This is a genomic window from Streptomyces sp. Isolate_45, assembly GCF_024721315.2.
In the GTDB taxonomy this organism is placed as follows: Bacteria; Actinomycetota; Actinomycetes; order Streptomycetales; family Streptomycetaceae; genus Streptomyces.
Genome location: NZ_JANFAK020000100.1, coordinates 15,688 through 31,903, shown reverse-complemented (window position 1 = coordinate 31,903; position 16,216 = coordinate 15,688). Strand labels below are relative to the sequence as shown.

The 16,216-nt window shown below is 73.2% G+C and carries 12 protein-coding genes and 1 pseudogene; 5 read left to right on the top strand and 8 right to left on the bottom strand.

The genetic code is table 11. The features are described 5' to 3' along the window. Positions 1–101: 101 nt before the first annotated feature. The 4 genes from NOD94_RS27360 to NOD94_RS27345 all read right to left on the bottom strand — a co-directional run bounded on the left by NOD94_RS27360 (position 102) and on the right by NOD94_RS27345 (position 4,384). Entirely contained in the window at positions 102–1,286 is a 1,185-nt protein-coding gene (locus tag NOD94_RS27360) for a thiolase domain-containing protein (RefSeq protein WP_281208784.1), read from the bottom strand. Beyond that, complete coding sequence (locus NOD94_RS27355) at positions 1,283–2,359, bottom strand: thiolase domain-containing protein (protein ID WP_281208783.1); 1,077 nt, start codon at positions 2,357–2,359, stop codon at positions 1,283–1,285. Before NOD94_RS27355 ends, NOD94_RS27360 begins: the two co-directional genes overlap by 4 nt. Beyond that, the gene (locus NOD94_RS27350; protein WP_281208782.1) at positions 2,359–3,351 is read right to left on the bottom strand and encodes an OB-fold domain-containing protein; all 993 of its coding nucleotides are present in this window, start codon (positions 3,349–3,351) and stop codon (positions 2,359–2,361) included. Before NOD94_RS27350 ends, NOD94_RS27355 begins: the two co-directional genes overlap by 1 nt. 232 nt (positions 3,352–3,583) lie before the next feature. Further along, complete coding sequence (locus tag NOD94_RS27345) at positions 3,584–4,384, bottom strand: crotonase/enoyl-CoA hydratase family protein (RefSeq protein ID WP_281208781.1); 801 nt, start codon at positions 4,382–4,384, stop codon at positions 3,584–3,586. A gap of 199 nt (positions 4,385–4,583) precedes the next feature. On the opposite strand from NOD94_RS27345, the gene NOD94_RS27340 reads away from it, so the two are divergent. Next, positions 4,584–6,215, top strand: a complete 1,632-nt coding sequence (locus NOD94_RS27340; RefSeq protein ID WP_281208780.1) for an acyl-CoA synthetase — start codon at positions 4,584–4,586, stop codon at positions 6,213–6,215. A 388-nt stretch (positions 6,216–6,603) separates the two neighbouring features. On the opposite strand, the gene NOD94_RS27335 is transcribed toward NOD94_RS27340, so the two are convergent. Beyond that, on the bottom strand, positions 6,604–6,921 hold the full coding sequence (locus NOD94_RS27335) for a hypothetical protein (protein ID WP_281208779.1): 318 nt from the start codon (positions 6,919–6,921) through the stop codon (positions 6,604–6,606). An 81-nt stretch (positions 6,922–7,002) separates the two neighbouring features. On the opposite strand from NOD94_RS27335, the gene paaK reads away from it, so the two are divergent. Both paaK and NOD94_RS27325 read left to right on the top strand, forming a co-directional pair. After that, positions 7,003–8,328, top strand: a complete 1,326-nt coding sequence (gene paaK / locus NOD94_RS27330; protein WP_281208778.1) for a phenylacetate--CoA ligase PaaK — start codon at positions 7,003–7,005, stop codon at positions 8,326–8,328. An 82-nt stretch (positions 8,329–8,410) separates the two neighbouring features. Beyond that, positions 8,411–9,268 (top strand): YhjD/YihY/BrkB family envelope integrity protein, encoded by an 858-nt coding sequence (locus NOD94_RS27325; protein WP_281208777.1) that lies wholly within the window; start codon positions 8,411–8,413, stop codon positions 9,266–9,268. 30 nt (positions 9,269–9,298) lie between these two features. On the opposite strand, the pseudogene NOD94_RS27320 reads toward NOD94_RS27325, so the two are convergent. Both NOD94_RS27320 and NOD94_RS27315 read right to left on the bottom strand, forming a co-directional pair. Beyond that, a pseudogene (locus NOD94_RS27320) lies at positions 9,299–9,851 on the bottom strand (zinc-binding dehydrogenase). A 229-nt stretch (positions 9,852–10,080) separates the two neighbouring features. After that, positions 10,081–11,601 carry a fatty acyl-CoA synthetase gene (locus tag NOD94_RS27315; RefSeq protein WP_281208776.1) on the bottom strand — a complete coding sequence of 507 codons (1,521 nt, stop codon included), beginning with the start codon at positions 11,599–11,601 and terminating at the stop codon, positions 10,081–10,083. A 233-nt stretch (positions 11,602–11,834) separates the two neighbouring features. Here NOD94_RS27315 and NOD94_RS27310 point away from each other — a divergent pair, with 233 nt between their 5' ends. Next, the gene (locus NOD94_RS27310; protein ID WP_348652356.1) at positions 11,835–14,252 is read left to right on the top strand and encodes a penicillin acylase family protein; all 2,418 of its coding nucleotides are present in this window, start codon (positions 11,835–11,837) and stop codon (positions 14,250–14,252) included. Between the two features lie 91 nt (positions 14,253–14,343). Here NOD94_RS27310 and NOD94_RS27305 read toward each other — a convergent pair whose 3' ends face one another. Next, complete coding sequence (locus NOD94_RS27305; RefSeq protein ID WP_281208775.1) at positions 14,344–15,483, bottom strand: ionic transporter y4hA; 1,140 nt, start codon at positions 15,481–15,483, stop codon at positions 14,344–14,346. Positions 15,484–15,636: 153 nt separating this feature from the next. Here NOD94_RS27305 and NOD94_RS27300 point away from each other — a divergent pair, with 153 nt between their 5' ends. Next, complete coding sequence (locus NOD94_RS27300; protein WP_281208774.1) at positions 15,637–16,185, top strand: DinB family protein; 549 nt, start codon at positions 15,637–15,639, stop codon at positions 16,183–16,185. The last annotated feature ends 31 nt before the right edge of the window (positions 16,186–16,216 follow it).

The following is a 16,216-nucleotide window of genomic DNA, read 5'->3' as shown; positions in this document are numbered from 1 at the left end:
GCGCGGCCACCGGGCGGCCACCGCGCGGCAGCCCGCCGGCCATCCCCCCGCCGGCCCGTGCTCCCGACCGGATCCCACCCGGTGCGCGCGGGCGGCGCCGGTCAGGTGGTCGGGGGCTCGGACCCCACCAGCCACATCGCGAAGAACTGCGCCCCGCCGCCGTAGGCGTGGCCCATCGCCCGGCGGGCGTCCGGCACCTGGTGCTCCCCTGCCCGGCCCCGGACCTGGAGCGCCGCCTCCGCGAAGCGGATCATGCCGGAGGCGCCGATCGGGTTGGTGGACAGGACCCCGCCCGAAGGGTTCACGGGGAGGTCCCCGTCGAGTTCGGTGACACCGGCCTCGGTGAGCTTCCAGCCCTCGCCCTCCTGCGCGAAGCCCAGGTTCTCCAGCCACATCGGCTCGTACCAGGAGAACGGGACGTACATCTCCACCGCGTCGATCTCCCGCCGCGGGTCGGTGATCCCGGCCTGCCGGTAGACGTCCGCCGCGCAGTCCTTGCCCGCCTGCGGGGAGACGAAGTCCTTGCCCGCGAACAGGGTCGGCTCGCTGCGCATGGCGCCGCCGTGCACCCACGCCGGCGGGTGGGGCGAACGGGCCGCGCCCGCCCGGTCGGTGAGGACCATCGCGCAGGCGCCGTCGGAGGACGGGCAGGTCTCCGAGTAGCGGATCGGGTCCCACAGCATCGGCGACGCCTGGACCTTCTCCAGGGTGATGTCGTGCTCGTGGAGGTGGGCGTAGGGGTTCTTCAGCGCATTGCGCCGGTCCTTGTAGGCGACGAGCGAGCCGACCGCGTCGGGGGCGCCGGTGCGCCGCATGTAGGCGCGCACGTGCGGGGCGAAGAACCCGCCCGCGCCGGCGAGCAGCGGCTGCTGGAAGGGGACGGGCAGGGACAGGCCCCACATGGCGTTGGACTCGGACTGCTTCTCGAAGGCGAGGGTCAGGACGGTCCGGTGGACGCGGGCGGCGACCAGGTTGGAGGCGACGAGGGCGGTCGAGCCGCCGACGGAGCCCGCCGTGTGCACGCGGAGCATCGGTTTGCCGACCGCGCCGAGGGCGTCCGCCAGGTACAGCTCGGGCATCATCACCCCCTCGAAGAAGTCGGGGGCCTTGCCGATGACGACCGCGTCGATGTCGGCCCAGGTCAGTTCGGCGTCCGCGAGGGCGCGGGTCGCGGCCTCGCGGACCAGCCCGGCGATGGACACGTCGTGGCGGGCCGCCACGTGCTTGGTCTGGCCGATGCCGACGACGGCCACCGGCTCCTTGCCCGTCGTGCTCGTCGTACTCAACGGGGGTCTCCTTCCAGGACGGCGACCAGGTTCTGCTGGAGGCAGGGTCCGGAGGTGGCGTGGGCGACGGCCCGGTCGGACTCGCCGCGGTGGATCCGGGCGGCTGCCTCGCCGATCCGGATCAGGCCGGCGGCCATGACCGGGTTGGCGGCGAGCGGGCCGCCCGAGGGGTTGACGTCCACCGTGTCGCCGAGGCCGAGGGCCTTGCGGAGCACGACCTCCTGCGAGGTGAACGGCGCGTGGAGTTCCGCCGTGTCGACGGGAGCCTCGAAGAACCCGGCGCGTTCGGCGGCGAGACGGGTGGACGGGGAGTCCGTGAGGTCGCGCAGGCCGAGCCCGTGGGCCTCGATGCGGTGGTCGATGCCGGTGATCCAGGCGGGGCGTTCGCAGAGCCGCCGGGCCACGTCGCCCGCCGCCAGGATCACGGCGGCCGCGCCGTCACCGATGGGCGGGCAGTCGCCGGTGCGCAGCGGCGCCACCTGGTAGTCGCCCTGCGGGACCTCGCCGGTGAGCTGGGCGTGCGGGTTGTCAGCGGCGGCCGCCCGGCTGCGGGCGGCGATGGCGGCCAGGGCGTCCTCGTCGGTGTCGCCCGCGTCGATCAGCGCCCGGGCCTGGAGGGCCGCCAGGGCCACGGAGTCGGGCCAGAGCGGGGCGAGGTAGTAGGGGTCGAGCTGGCGGGTGAGGACGTCGCGCAGGGGGCCCGGGGAGGACTTTCCGTACGAGTAGACGAGCGCGGTGTCCGCCTCGCCGGTCTGGATCTTGACCCAGGCCTCGTAGAGGGCCCAGGCGCCGTCCATCTCGACGTGCGACTCGGAGATCGGGGGCCAGGCGCCGACCCCGTCCAGGGTCATGGTGAAGGAGAAGGCCCGGCCGGCGAGGTAGTCGCTGGAGCCGGAGCAGGTGAAGCCGATCTCCTTCGCCTTGAGGCCGGTCCGCGCCAGTACCTGGTGGAGGACCGGCATGACCATCTCGACTTCGCTCAGTTCGTCGGTGCGGCGCAGGTGGTCGCTCTGCGCGAAGGCGATGACGGCCACCTCTCGCGCGTACCGCTGCGTCCTCGGCGTGGCGGGCATCAGATGAGCTCCTTGTACGCGTCGTAGTCCGCGTCCGGCTCGCCGGTGGGGCGGTAGTGGTCGGGGTAGCGGCCGCCGTCCGTCCACACGGGTTCGACGCGCAGGCCCATGCGGACCCGGTCGTACGGGATGCCGCCGATCCGGCCGTGGAGGGCGAGGTCGGCTCCGTCGAGGGCGATGTGGGCGTAGACGTAGGGGACTTCGATGTCGAGATTCGCCGTATGCGCCGCCTTGATGTTGACGATGCAGTAGGTGGTGACCGTCCCGGCGGGGCCGACCTCGACGCGGTCGGTGGTCGCGACCCCGCAGGTGGGGCAGGCGCCGCGCGGCGGGACGTACACCTTGCGGCAGGAGGGGCAGCGCTCGCCCACGGTCCTGCGCTCGGAGAGGCCGCCGATGTAGGCGGTCTGGGCGCGGCCGGGGCTGTACGTGTAGTCCAGGCGGGCTTCGGCGACGATGCCGGTGACGGCGTCGGCGAAGTGCCCGTCGTGGGGGGTGGCGTCGCGCCGGGGGGCGGTGGGCTCCCCGTCGGACGGTCCCGCGTCCGGCTCGAAGCAGGCGATGTCGGTGATGGCGCCGGTCCGCCGTTCGGCCCAACGGACGCGGACGCGCATGCCGGTGGTGACGGCTTCGGGACCGGGGGCGTCGAGGGCGTGCAGGATCGCCGTGTCGGCGCCGTCGAGCCGGACCAGGACCCAGGCGAAGGGGGTGGCGAGGGGCTGTTGCGGGCGGGGTTCGCCGTTCCAGGCCCAGGTGGTGACGGTGCCGGTGGCGGCGACCTCGACGAGCTCGCGGACCTCCTCGGCGGTGACGGGGTCGTACTCGGTGGGCGGCACCATCACCTTGCCGTCGGAGGTCCGCACGCCGAGGACGACGCCTTCGCGCAGTCCGGTGAGGAAGGCGCTCTGGACGGGGCCGAGGGACCGGGTGAAGGGGAACTCGACGACGAGGGGCGCGCGCAGCACCTCGGGTGGGGACGCGGCGGCTGTCATGGGGGTCTCCGATTCTCCGGGACGGGGGGGGCGGGGCGGTCGGGGTCCGGTCGGTGCCCGGTTCGGGCCGGTCGGGCCGTTGCGCGGCGGGGACGGACTGTCGCTCGGCGGGGCGGATGGTCGCTCGGCGGGGACGGACGGTCACTCGGCGGCGGCGGGCGCGAGCCGTCGACGCGGGCGGCGGGCGGGGGCCCGGCCGGGGAGCCGGCGACCGGCCCGGCCGGCCGGCGGGTCAGGCTCGGCGGTACACCGGCGGTCGCTTCTCGGCGAAGGCCCGGGCGCCTTCCTTCGCGTCGGCGGTGTCGAAGACCGGCCAGCCCCGGGTCAGTTCGGCCGCGAGGCCCTCCGTTTCCGTCATGTCGGCGCTCTCGTAGACGGACGCCTTGACGGCCTCGACGGCCAGGGGCCCGCACGCGTTGATCCGTCCGGCGATCTCCAGGGCCGTCTCCAGGGCGGTCCCGTCGGGGACGACACGTCCGATCAGCCCGATCCGGGCCGCCTCCTGTGCCGGGTAGGGGCGGCCGGTCAGCAGCATCTCCAGGGCGTGCGTGCGCGGGATCTGCCGGGGCAGCCGCACCGTGGAGCCGCCGATCGGGAACAGGCCGCGCTTGACCTCGAAGAGCCCGAAGGTGGCCCCGGCGCCGGCGACCCGGATGTCGGTGCCCTGAAGGATCTCGGTGCCGCCCGCGACGCAATACCCCTCGACGGCCGCGATCACCGGCTTGCGCGGCCGGTGGTGGCGGAGCATCGCCTTCCAGTGCAGGTCCGGGTCGGCCTTCAGCCGGTCCCGGTACTGGTCCCCCGCCATGCCCTTCCCCGCGAGGGCCTTCAGGTCCATGCCGGCGCAGAAGTCCCCGCCCGCCCCGGTGAGCACCACCGAGCGGATCCCGTCGTCCGCGTCCGCCTCCAACCAGCCGTCGTACAGCCCCACCAACAGCGGAAGCGAGAGCGCGTTCTTCGCTTCCGGCCTGTTCATGGTGAGCACCAGCGTGGCTCCGTGGCGTTCCACGGTCAGGTGTTCCGTCCCACCCATTGCCGTCCTCCCGTCTCAAGACCTAGAACAGGTTGCAGTAGGGGCGGGTGCAGTTCAATAGTTTTCTGACACACAGTCAGTTTTCTTGGGCGACTCCCTTCCCACTTCCGTGCGGCGGCGCTGTAATGACCGCCGAAGCGGACCGGACCGGGCCCGGACACGGGCCCGGCACCAGATGTCACCAGGGTCAGGAGGAACGGTGGAGTACAACCTTGCCGACCTGTTCGAGTCGGTCGTGGACGTGGTCCCGGACCGCGAGGCCCTCGTGTACGTGGACCACCCGGGGAGCGGCGCCGAGCGCCGGCTCACCTACGCCGAACTGGACGCGTCGGCCAACCGCATGGCCCACCACCTGCTGGACAGCGGGCTGGAGCCCGGGGAGCACCTGGGCCTGCACCTGTACAACGGCGTCGAATACCTGCAGACCGTCCTGGCCTGCCTGAAGGCCCGACTCGTGCCGGTGAACGTCAACTACCGTTACGTGGAGGAGGAACTGGTCTACCTCTACAACGACGCCGACCTCGCGGCCCTGGTCTTCGAGGGCGAGTTCACGGAGCGCGTCGCGGCCGCGCTGCCGCAGACGCCGAGGCTCCGGCACCTGATCCGGGTCGGGGAGGTGCCCGAGGGGGCCCCGCGGCCGGCGATCGAGCCCGTCGCGTACCGGGACGCGGAGGCGGCCGGATCTCCCGGTCGCGGATTCCCGGCGCGCAGCGCCGACGACCTGTTCATCATCTACACCGGCGGTACGACCGGCATGCCCAAGGGCGTCATGTGGCGGGCCGAGGACCTCTTCTTCGCGGGCCTCTTCGGCGGGGAGCCGACCGGGGAACCGGTGAAGCGGCCGGAGGAGCTGGCCGAGCGGGTCGCCTCGCGCGGAGCCGGCCTCACCTTCTTCCCCGCTCCCCCACTGATGCACGGCACCTCGACGTTGACCTCGTTCATCGCCTTCAACTACGGGCAGCGGGTGGTCATCCACCGCAAGTACGTCCCGGAGGAGGTCCTGCGCACCATCGAGAAGGAGAAGGTGTCGAGCGTGTCGCTGGTGGGCGACGCGATGCTGCGGCCGCTCATCGACGCCCTCAACGGGCCCATGGAGGGGACGGACCTGTCCTCGCTGTTCAGCGTCTCGTCCTCCGGGGCGATCATGTCGGAGACGGTGCGCGCCGAGTTCCAGCGGCTGGTGCCGAACGCGCTGCTCCTGAACAACTTCGGGTCGTCGGAGTCCGGTTCCAACGGCAAGGCGACGAACGACTCCGGTCCCGAGCGGGGCTTCCGGCTGGAGGTCAACGACCGCACGCGGGTGGTGGACCCGGTCACGTACGAGCCGGTGGCGGTGGGCGTCCCGGGCCGCCTCGCGCAGCGCGGCCACGTCCCGCTCGGGTACTACAACGACCCGGCGAAGACCGCCGAGACCTTCTTCCGCAAGGGCGCGGAGCGGTGGGTGCTGCTCGGTGACATGGCGACGGTGGACGAGGAGGGCATCGTCACGGTCCTCGGACGTGGTTCGCAGTGCATCAACACGGGCGGCGAGAAGGTCTACCCGGAGGAGGTCGAGCAGGCGCTGAAGTCGCATCCGGACGTGTACGACGCGCTGGTCGCGGGCGTCCCGGACCCGACGTGGGGCAGTCACGTCGCCGCGGTGGTGCAGGTACGGGCGGGTGCGGCCGAGCCCACGCTGGACGCGATCCAGAGCCACTGCCGGACCAGGCTGGCCGGGTACAAGATCCCGCGCCAACTGGTCATCACCGAGGCGATCCAGCGCTCGCCGAGCGGCAAGGCGGACTACCGCTGGGCGCGGACGGTGGCGACGGAGGCGGACTCCACGAGCTGAGCGGGTTCGACGGCGCCGGTTTGACGGCGCCCTTCGACGACGCGCCCCGGCACGCCGCGGGGCCCGCGGGGCAGCGGCCCTGCGCGGGTGACGTCCGTTCCCGGCTGACGTCCGTTCCCGGCTGACGTCCGTTCCCGCGCGCCGTGCGTTCCCGGACGCCGTGCGTTCCCGGACGCCGTGCGTTCCCGGACGCCGTGCGTTCCCGGACGCCGTGCGTTCCCGGACGCCGTGCGTTCCCGGACGCCGTGCGTTCCCGGACGCCGTGCGTTCCCGGACGCCGTGCGTTCCCGGGCGCCGGCGCGATGCGCCTTCGCGCGCGGCCGGGCCTCGGCGCGCGGTGACGGCCGGCGCCCCACCGTGCCGGCCTCCGCGTACGCGCCCGCCGCCGTCAGACCTGCGCGCGGAGTTCGGCCGCGACCCCGCGGGCCCAGCCGGCGAGTTCGGGACGGCCGGCACCCTGGCCCAACGTGTCGACCTGGGCGTCCGCGAGTCGCTGCGGACCGGAATCCTCCAGCAGGTGGGCCACCTCGGCCAGCAACCCGGCCAGACGGCGCGCCTCGGACGCGCTGAGGCGCACCGATACCGCGGGGTCGATGACGGACATGGCCGCCGCCTCCCTTCGCGCCTCCTCCGTCGGGGGCACCTCCTTCGACCGTACGCCGTCGCCCCGGCGGCCGCCGCTCAGGAGCCCGGCGGTAACGATCACTCGTTCGAGTCATTGATTTACCCCGCCGGGTCCGGCACTCTACCGAATGAACGTTCGGTTGGCTCTCGGTGAGGTGACGGCATGACGGCGTACGCGGATCTCCACGACGAAGGCGAGCGGCTGGGCGCCGACGAGCTGGCGGCGCTCCAGCTGAAGCGGTTGAGGGCGACCCTGCACCGCGCGTACGAGCGGGTGCCCTTCTACCGCAAGGCCTTCGAGAAGGCGGGGCTGCATCCCGACGACTGTCGCTCCCTCGCCGACCTCGCCCTCTTCCCGCCGACCACAAAGGCCGACCTGCGCGGGCAGTACCCGTTCGGGATGTTCGCCGTACCCCGCTCCGAGGTCCGCCGCATCCACGCCTCCAGCGGCACCACCGGCCGCCCCACGGTGGTCGGCTACACCGACGGGGACCTGTCCACGTGGGCCGATGTCGTCGCCCGCTCCCTGCGCGCGGCGGGCGCCCGGCCCGGCCAGATCGTCCACGTCGCCTACGGGTACGGCCTGTTCACCGGCGGCCTCGGCGCCCACTACGGCGCGGAACGCCTCGGCTGTACGGTCGTCCCCGCCTCCGGTGGCATGACGGACCGCCAGGTCAGGCTCATCCAGGACTTCCGCCCGGAGGTGATCATGGTGACCCCCTCCTACATGCTCACGCTGCTGGACGAGATGGAACGCCAGGGCATCGACCCGCGCTCGACCTCCCTGCGGACGGGAGTCTTCGGCGCCGAACCGTGGACCGAGGAGATGCGCCGGGAGATCGAGGACCGGCTCGGCATCGACGCGGTGGACATATACGGGCTCTCGGAGGTGATCGGGCCGGGCGTGGCGCAGGAATTCGCCTCCCACAAGGACGGCCTGCACATCTGGGAGGACCACTTCTACCCGGAGGTCGTGGACCCCCTCACCGGGGCGGTGCTGCCCGACGGCGAAACCGGCGAGCTGGTGTTCACCTCCCTGACCAAGGAGGCCATGCCGATCATCCGCTACCGCACCCGGGACCTGACGCGGCTGCTGCCCGGAACGGCCCGCCCGGCCTTCCGGCGGATGGAGAAGGTCACGGGCCGCAGCGACGACATGATCATCCTTCGAGGGGTGAACCTCTACCCGACCCAGATCGAGGAGATCCTGCTGCGCTCCCCCGCCCTGGCGCCGCACTTCCAGCTCCGGCTGACCCGTGAGGGCCGCATGGACGCCCTGACCGTACGGGTGGAGGCCCGCCGGGAGGCCGGGGCCGGGCAGCGCGAGGCGGCGGCCGCGGAGGTGGTCCGCGCCGTGAAGGAGTCCGTGGGGGTGTCCGTCGCCGTGGAGGTGGTGGATCCGGAGACCCTGGAGCGCTCGGTCGGGAAGATCAAGCGGGTGAAGGACCTCCGCGAGGCAGGTCGGGCAGGGGAGGGCGCGCCGCGCTGACGGGCATCCGAAACCACCCCTTCGGGCTCACTTCGGTGCCGGTCCCGGGAGCGGGCGGCCCGGCCCGGGTAGTGCATGAGGCGTGACCTCGATCCTCCGGCGGCTCTACGACCGGCTCCAGGGCTCCCCCGCCGGGCTGGCCTGGAGCCGCGGCCGGGAGATCGAGCTGATGCACCGCGCCATGGGCTTCGCGGCGCTCGGGTTCCTGACCCTGGTACCCCTCCTGGTGGTCGTGTCGGCCGCGGCGCCCGGCAGCGGCTCGGGCTTCGGCCGCTGGCTGGGCCAGGCCCTCGGGGTGACCGCGTCCTCCCGCGCCCGCGTGGAGGCACTGTTCGGGGCGGCCGACCTGGCCCTGGAGCGGACCACCGCCTTCGGTCTGGCGGCTCTCGCGGTGTTCGGCCTGACCTTCGGCTCAGCCGTGCAGACCGGGTACGAGAAGGTCTGGGACGTGCCGACCGCCCGCTGGCACACCATGTGGCGCCACGTCGTCTGGCTGGCCCTGCTCGTCTGCTACCTCGCTCTGCTCGTGGGGATCCCGGCCCCCTCCGACGACGCCGTCGGCGCGATCCTCGGCACCGTCGGCGACCTGCTGGGCACGTGCCTGTTCTTCTGGACGTCGGGGCGGCTCCTGCTGGGCGGCCGGGTCCGCTGGCGGGCACTGCTGCCGGGAGCGGTGGCCACCAGCCTCGGCCTGCTCGGCCTGCGGGTCTTCTCGCAGCTGGTGTTCTCCCCGCTGATCGCCTCCAACGCCGTCACGTACGGGCCGTTCGGGACGCTGCTCGTCGTCCAGTCCTGGCTGGTCGGCGTCGGCTTCGTCGTCTACGGCGGAGCCCTCGTGGGCCGCCTCGTCCACGAGTACCTCACCCTGCGCCGCCTGCGACGCGGCGGAGTGCTCGCCATCGGTCACGGGGCACGGGATCCCGAAGGGCCCGCCGACTGATCGTCTCGCGACCGCCGGGACGACGGCGCGTCAGGGCACGAGGACGATCTTCCCCCGGACGCGCCCGCTCTCGCTTGGCCGGTGGGCCCTGACGGCCTCGGTCAGGGGCAGCGTCTCCTCGACGGACGGGCGCACTCCCGCGTCGTCCACCGGCCGGGCGAAACCGGCCGGGTCCTCCGGTGTCGGGTCAAGGAAGTACTCGACGAACCGCACGCCGTTCGCCCCGGGCCTGTTCCCGCACCCGCGTCCGGTCGACGCCGACGCCCACCACGTCGATGAGGGCGCAGCCGCGCGGCAGCGTACGGAGCGACCCGGGGCCGTACTCGTTGCCGATCGTGTCGATCCGCACGTCCACGTCGCGGAGGTGCGTGAAGTCCTCCGCCGTGTGGTCGATCAATTCGTCGGCGCCGAGACCGCGCGGGAATTCGTGCTTGGCGATCTGAACGGCCAGATGCCCCACGCCGCCCGCCGCCGCGTGCACCAGAACGCGCTCGTGGACGTGGTGGCGGACCGAGTGGTGGACGTGGGAGCCGGCGCCCACCCGTCCCGTGCCCCCAACGATGTCCGCTCCCGCCCCGCGCATCAACGGCGACTTCGTCAGAGGTCATTGCCGAGGGATCAAGGACCGTCGCGACTCCGCGCCGATCAGGTCCCCGGTTCCCGACAGCCACCGGTCGCCCCGAAGGGGCCGTGGGAGCGGAACCGGACGAAGTCCCCGAGGCGCACCGCCAACTCCGCGAAGAGGACGTCGTGCCGGGTCGGCGCCGCCGCCTCGCCGGGCGACGGGAGCACCGGCCCGGCACGACGGGGCTTCAGTCCGTCGGCGGCGTGAGGCGGTCGCGGAGTTCGCGCTTGAGGATCTTGCCGCTGGCGTTGCGCGGCAGGGCATCGGCGAACACCACCCGCTTCGGCGCCTTGAAGTGGGCCAGCCGCTCGCGGGCGTGGGCCATCAGCTCGGCCTCGGTCACTTCCCCGCGCGGCACCACCACGGCGGTGACGGCCTCGATCCACTTCTCGTCGGGGAGTCCGATCACCGCCGCCTCCGCCACCCCGGGATGGGTGTACAGCGCGTCCTCGACCTGCCGGGAGGCGACCAGTACGCCGCCCGAGTTGATGACGTCCTTCACCCGGTCGACGACGGTGAAGTACCCGTCGGCGTCGCGCACGGCGAGGTCCCCGGAGCGGAACCAGCCGTCGCGGAAGGCTTCCTCGGAGGCGGCCGCATCGTTCCAGTAGCCGAGGCACAGCTGCGGCGACCGGTAGACCACCTCGCCCGGCGTGCCGTCCGGAACGTCCGCGCCGTCCTCGTCGACGACCTTCGCCCGCACGTGGCGCACCGGCCGGCCGCACGAGTCCATCCGCCCCTCGTGTTCCTCCGGCCGCAGCACCGTGGCGAGCGGGCCGATCTCGCTCTGCCCGAAACAGTTGTAGAAGCCGAGCCCCGGCAGCCGTTCCCGCAGCCGTTCCAGTACGGGCACCGGCATGACCGACGCCCCGTAGTACGCCTTGCGCAGCGCGCCCAGCTCCCGCTCCGCGAACTGCGGATGGTTGGCCAGGGCGATCCACACCGTCGGCGGCGCGAAGAGACTGTCCGCGAGGCCCGCCTCCACCAGGTCGAAGACCGCTTCGGCGGCGGGTGCGTCCAGCACGGTGTTGCGGGCGCCCACCGCCAGGTAGGGAAGCAGGAAGACGTGCGTCTGCGCCGAGTGGTAGAGCGGCAGCGAGTGGACGGGGTGGTCCTCCTCGGTCAGGTCCAGGGCCTCGATGGCGCTCTCGTACTCGTGGGCGAGGGCCCGGTGCGTCATCATCGCGCCTTTGGGCAGGGCCGTGGTTCCCGAGGTGTACAGCAGTTGGACCAGCCGGGACGGGTCCCGTCCCGGCCCCGGCGGCAACGGCTCGAACGACAACGGCCCGCCGAGTTCGGCGAGGAAGGAGTCCGGCCCGTCGCGCAGCGGCCGTACGGGCGTCCCGCCGGGGATCCGGGGGGCCAGGTCCGGATCGGCGAGGACCAGGGAGGCGGCGCAGTTGTCGAGGATGTGCGCGAGGTCCTCGCCGGTGAGGTTCTGGTTGACCGGTACGTGGACCAGGCCGGCCCGGGCGCAGGCGAGGAAGGCGATCAGGTAGGCGTCGCTGTTGTGGGCGAACGTCGCGACCCGGTCGCCGACAGCCAGCCCGTGGCGGCCGCGCAGCACGGCGGCGCCGGTGGAAACGGCCGCGTCGAGTTCCGCGTACGTCCAGCTCCGTTCCCGGTAGCGGAGGGCGACGCGGTCGGGTACCCGCCGTGCGCTGTCCGCGAGGAGTCCGTCGACCGTGTTGTCCCGCACTGCCGTCATGGCGTGATCCTCACCCCGGCGCGCGCGTGCGGTCAACAGCGCCGCGCCCGGGGATACCGAACGGCATGTTGACAGACCGTCGGCCGACCTGCGTGAGTGTGGGGACACCCGGGGGCCCGGCCTGCACCACGGTCAAGTGCGCCCACCCGCAGGCAATTTGGGGGTCAGATTTGAGCTCGTCACAGCGCTCGGTCCCGCGCTCGTCGGACGGTCACCGCCGTACCCGCCCGCTCCTGCGCCGCGTCGCCGTCACCGGAGCCGCTTTGCTCGCGGTGACGGCGGCGATGCCCCCGGCCGGAGCCGCCACCGGTCCCGACAGCGGGGCCGCTCCCTCGGGCGGGGGCCTGTCCGCCGTCATCCGGTACACCGAGAACGGCATCCCGCACATCCTGGCGCGGGACTACGCGCACCTCGGATTCGGCACCGGCTGGGCGCAGGCAGCCGACCAGGTCTGCGTGCTCGCCGACGGGTTCCTGACCGTCGCCGGGGAACGCTCGCGCTGGTTCGGCCCGGACGCGGCGCCCGACGGCTCGCTCTCGTCGGCGGCGAAGAACCTCTCCAGCGACCTGTACTTCAAGGGCGTACGGGAGGCCGGGACCGTCGAGAGGCTGCTGGCCGCGCCCGCGCCGGCCGGTCCGGGCAAGGACGTGCGCGAACTGATGCGGGGCTGGGCCGCCGGGTACAACGCCTGGCTGGCCCAGAACAGGATCACGGACCCGGCGTGCCGGGGAGCCGCCTGGGTGCGGCCCGTCACCGTCACCGACGTGGCCGCCCGGGGCTTCGCGGTGTCGGTCCTGGGCGGTCAGGGACGCGGCGTCGACGGGATCGTGTCGGCACGGCCGCCCGCCCCGGGCGGGGCCGGGCCGACGGCTCCCCCGGTGCCCGATCCGGGATCGGCCGCCGAGGCGGCCCGGCAGTTGTTCGACACCACCCGCTACGACATGGGCTCCAACGCGGTGGCCTTCGCCGGCCCGACCACGGCGAACGGCCGGGGCCTGCTCCTGGGCAACCCGCACTACCCGTGGCAGGGCGGACGCCGCTTCTGGCAGTCCCAGCAGACCATCCCGGGCGAGTTGAACGTCTCGGGCGGCTCCCTGCTCGGCACGACCGTGGTGAACATCGGCTTCAACGAGAAGGTCGCCTGGAGCCACACGGTGGCCACCGGTACCCCCCTGAACCTGCACCAGCTCGCCCTGGATCCGGCCGACCCGACGGCCTACCTCGTCGACGGCAAGCCGGAGCGGATGACGGAGCGCAGGGTCGTCGTGCCTGTGGCCGGCGGCGGGGCGCCGGTCGTCCGCAGCCAGTGGTGGACCCGCTACGGGCCGGTCGTCTCCGACCTCGGCCCGTCGCTGCCGCTGCCCTGGACGGCCACGACGGCCTACGCGCTGGCGGACCCCAACGCGGCGAACCTGCGCGGCTCCGACACCGCGCTGGCCATGGGCAAGGCCCGCTCGGTCGCCGGGATACAGGACGCCCTGGGGCGCACCCAGGGCCTGCCCTGGGTCAACACGGTCGCCGCCGACGCGACCGGCGACACCCTGTTCACCCAGTCCCAGGTGCTGCCGAGGATCACCGACGAGCTCGCCGCGCGCTGCTCCACCCCGCTCGGCCGGGCCACCTACCCGGCCTCGGGGCTGGCGGTGCTGGACGGCTCGCGCGGTGACTGCGCGCTCGGCAGCGACCCGGACGCGGTGCAGCCCGGGGTGTTCGGCCCGGGCAGGGCGCCGACACTGCGGGGAGCCCCGTACGCGGAGAACTCCAACGACAGCGCCTGGCTGGCCAACGCGGATCGCCCGTTGACCGGCTACGAGCGGGTCTGGGGGAACATCGGCACGCCGCGTTCGCTGCGCACGCGCGGCGCCGTCGAGGACGTGTCGGCGATGGCCGCGCGGGGCCGGCTGACGGTCGGTGACCTGGAGCGGCAGCAGTACGCGAACCGGGTCCCGGCCGGTGACCTGGCGGCCGCCGACGCGGCGAGGGCCTGCGCGGCCCTGCCCGGCGGGACGGCGGTCGGCGGCGACGGGGTACCGGTGGACGTCTCGGCGGCCTGCGGGGTGCTGGCGTCGTGGGACCGGACGGTCGACTCGAAGAGCCGCGGCGCCCTGCTCTTCGACCGGTTCTGGCGGAAGCTGACCGCTGGTACGGCGGCCAAGGACCTGTGGCTGGTGCCGTTCTCCGCGACCGACCCGGTCCGCACGCCCCGTACGCTCAACCAGGCGGCTCCCGGCGTCGGCCGGGCCCTCGCGGACACGGTCACCGAACTGCGGGCGGCCGGGATCGCGCTGGACGCCCCGCTCGGGGAGCACCAGTTCGTGGTGCGCGGTGGACAGAAGCTGCCGGTGGGCGGCGGCTCGGAGGCGCTCGGTGTCTGGAACAAGATCGAGTCGCCGTGGAACGCGGCGGCCGGCGGGTACCCGGAGGTCCTGCACGGCTCCAGTCACATGCAGGCGGTCGGCTGGGACGGCAGTCGCTGCCCGGTGGCTCGGACCCTGCTGACGTACGGCCAGTCGGCGAACCCGAACTCGCCGTTCCACGCCGACCAGACCCGACTGTTCTCCCAGGAACGTTGGGTGACCTCACGGTTCTGCGAGCGGGACATCCTGAGCTCACCGAAGCTGAAGGTGGTGTGGCCGCGCGAGCGACGCTGACCGCCGCCGCGGTCCGTCAGGTGGGGCCGGTGGTCCCGGCCCCACCGGGATGCGTACGAACCGGGACGCGTACGCACCGGGGTGCGCAGCACTAAGGGCTCACGGCCAGGAAGAGGTAGGCGGCCAGCAGGACGAGGTGCACGCCGCCCTGGAGCAGCGTGGCTCGGCCCGGGACGACCGTGAGGGCGCTGACGACCACGGTGAGGGCGAGCAGCACCATGTGGATGGGGCCGAGGCCGAGCATCAGCGGTCCGGAGAGCCAGATCGAGGCGAGGGCGATGGCCGGGATGGTCAGGCCGATGCTGGCGATGGCCGAGCCGTAGGCGAGGTTGAGGCTGGTCTGGACCCGGTCGCGGCGGGCGGCGCGGACGGCCGCCAGGGTCTCGGGCGCCAGTACGAGCAGGGCGATGATCACGCCGACGACGGCGTTGGGCAGGCCCGCGTCGGCGACGCCCTTCTCGATGGTCGGGGAGACGGCCTTGGCGTCGCCGACGACGGCGATGAGTGCGACGAGCAGCAGGCCGAGGCTGATCAGGGCGGCCCGGGAGGTGGGCGGATCGGCGTGCTCGTCCTCCTCGCCGGCGGCGGCCGCGGCGGCGGCGCGGGCGGCCTCCTTGCGGATGCGGTGGGTGTCGACGGGCAGGAAGTAGTCCCGGTGACGGACCGTCTGGACGGCGATGAACAGTCCGTAGAGGGCGAGCGAGGCGACGGCCGCGAAGGTCAGCTGGGCGGTGGAGAACTCGGGGCCGGGTTTGCTGGTGGTGAAGGTCGGCAGGACGAGGCTGAGTGTGGCGAGGGTCGCGACGGTCGCCAGGGCGGCGCCGGAGCCCTCCGCGTGGAACACGGCGACCCGGTTGCGCAGGGCTCCGACGAACAGGGACAGGCCGACGATGCCGTTGCAGGTGATCATGACGGCGGCGAAGACGGTGTCCCGGGCGAGGGACGAGGTCTTGGGGCCGCCGTCGGCCATCAGGGTGACGATGAGCGCCACTTCGATGACCGTGACGGCGACGGCGAGGACGAGGGAGCCGAAGGGTTCGCCGACGCGTAGGGCCACGACCTCGGCGTGGTGAACGGCCGCCAGGACCGCGCCCGCCAGGCAGACGGAGACGAGGACCACCGCGAGTCCGGGCAGGTCACGTCCCCAGCTGAGGACGAGCGCGATCAGCGCCACCACGGGGACCAGGACGGTCCAGTCGGTCAGGGGGGATCTGTGGGTTGCCGTACTCATATGTGCCAAGTTGCCAGAACTGTTCCCCCGGTGCGGTGTGCGGCACGTGTCAGGGGCCCTGACGTGGCACTTCTCACGAAGGATCCGGGCGTGGCGGGCCCTGCGGGGCGCGGGGGCTTCCGGAGGGACGCCCGTCCGGTCCATGATCCGGGGATGAAGAGCGTGCGGAGGAGAGCGGGCCTGTTCACCGGCTCCGAGGACGACCCGAGGTTCACCACCCCCGCGACGGGGGCGGAACGGCTGGTGCTGGCCGGCGTCCTCGCCGCGCAGCGCACGACCCTGGAGCTGAAGTGCGCCGGGGTGGCGGAGCTGTCCCGGCGGTCCGTGGAGCCGTCGACGCTGTCGCTGCTCGGTCTGGTGCGTCATCTCGCCGATGTGGAGCGCCGCTGGTTCCGGCAGGTGTTGGCCGGTCGGGACGCGGCGCCCCGCTTCTCCTCGGCGACGGATCCCGACGGCGACTTCGAGGGCGCGCGGGAGGGGGCCGGGGCCGTGGAGGAGGCGTGGGCGGCCTGGCGCGAGGAGGTGGCCTTCGGCGAACGGTTCACGGAGGAGGCTCCCGACCTGGACGTCGAGGGGTACGACGGGTGGCGGGGGACGGTGTCGCTGCGCTGGGTGTTGATCCACATGGTGGAGGAGTACGCCCGGCACAACGGCCACGCCGATCTGCTCCGGGAGCGGATCGACGGGGCCGTGGGCATCTGAGGCGACGCGGACGCGGTGGCTCCGGCGCTTC

Excerpts from the sequence above, each read along its gene's own strand:
- NOD94_RS27355 (WP_281208783.1), bottom strand. The coding sequence starts at position 2,359 with ATGCCCGCCACGCCGAGGACGCAGCGGTACGCGCGAGAGGTGGCCGTC.
- NOD94_RS27350 (WP_281208782.1), bottom strand. The coding sequence starts at position 3,351 with ATGACAGCCGCCGCGTCCCCACCCGAGGTGCTGCGCGCGCCCCTCGTC.
- NOD94_RS27345 (WP_281208781.1), bottom strand. The coding sequence starts at position 4,384 with ATGGGTGGGACGGAACACCTGACCGTGGAACGCCACGGAGCCACGCTG.
- paaK (WP_281208778.1), top strand. The coding sequence starts at position 7,003 with ATGACGGCGTACGCGGATCTCCACGACGAAGGCGAGCGGCTGGGCGCC.
- NOD94_RS27315 (WP_281208776.1), bottom strand. The coding sequence starts at position 11,601 with ATGACGGCAGTGCGGGACAACACGGTCGACGGACTCCTCGCGGACAGC.
- NOD94_RS27305 (WP_281208775.1), bottom strand. The coding sequence starts at position 15,483 with ATGAGTACGGCAACCCACAGATCCCCCCTGACCGACTGGACCGTCCTG.
- NOD94_RS27300 (WP_281208774.1), top strand. The coding sequence starts at position 15,637 with ATGAAGAGCGTGCGGAGGAGAGCGGGCCTGTTCACCGGCTCCGAGGAC.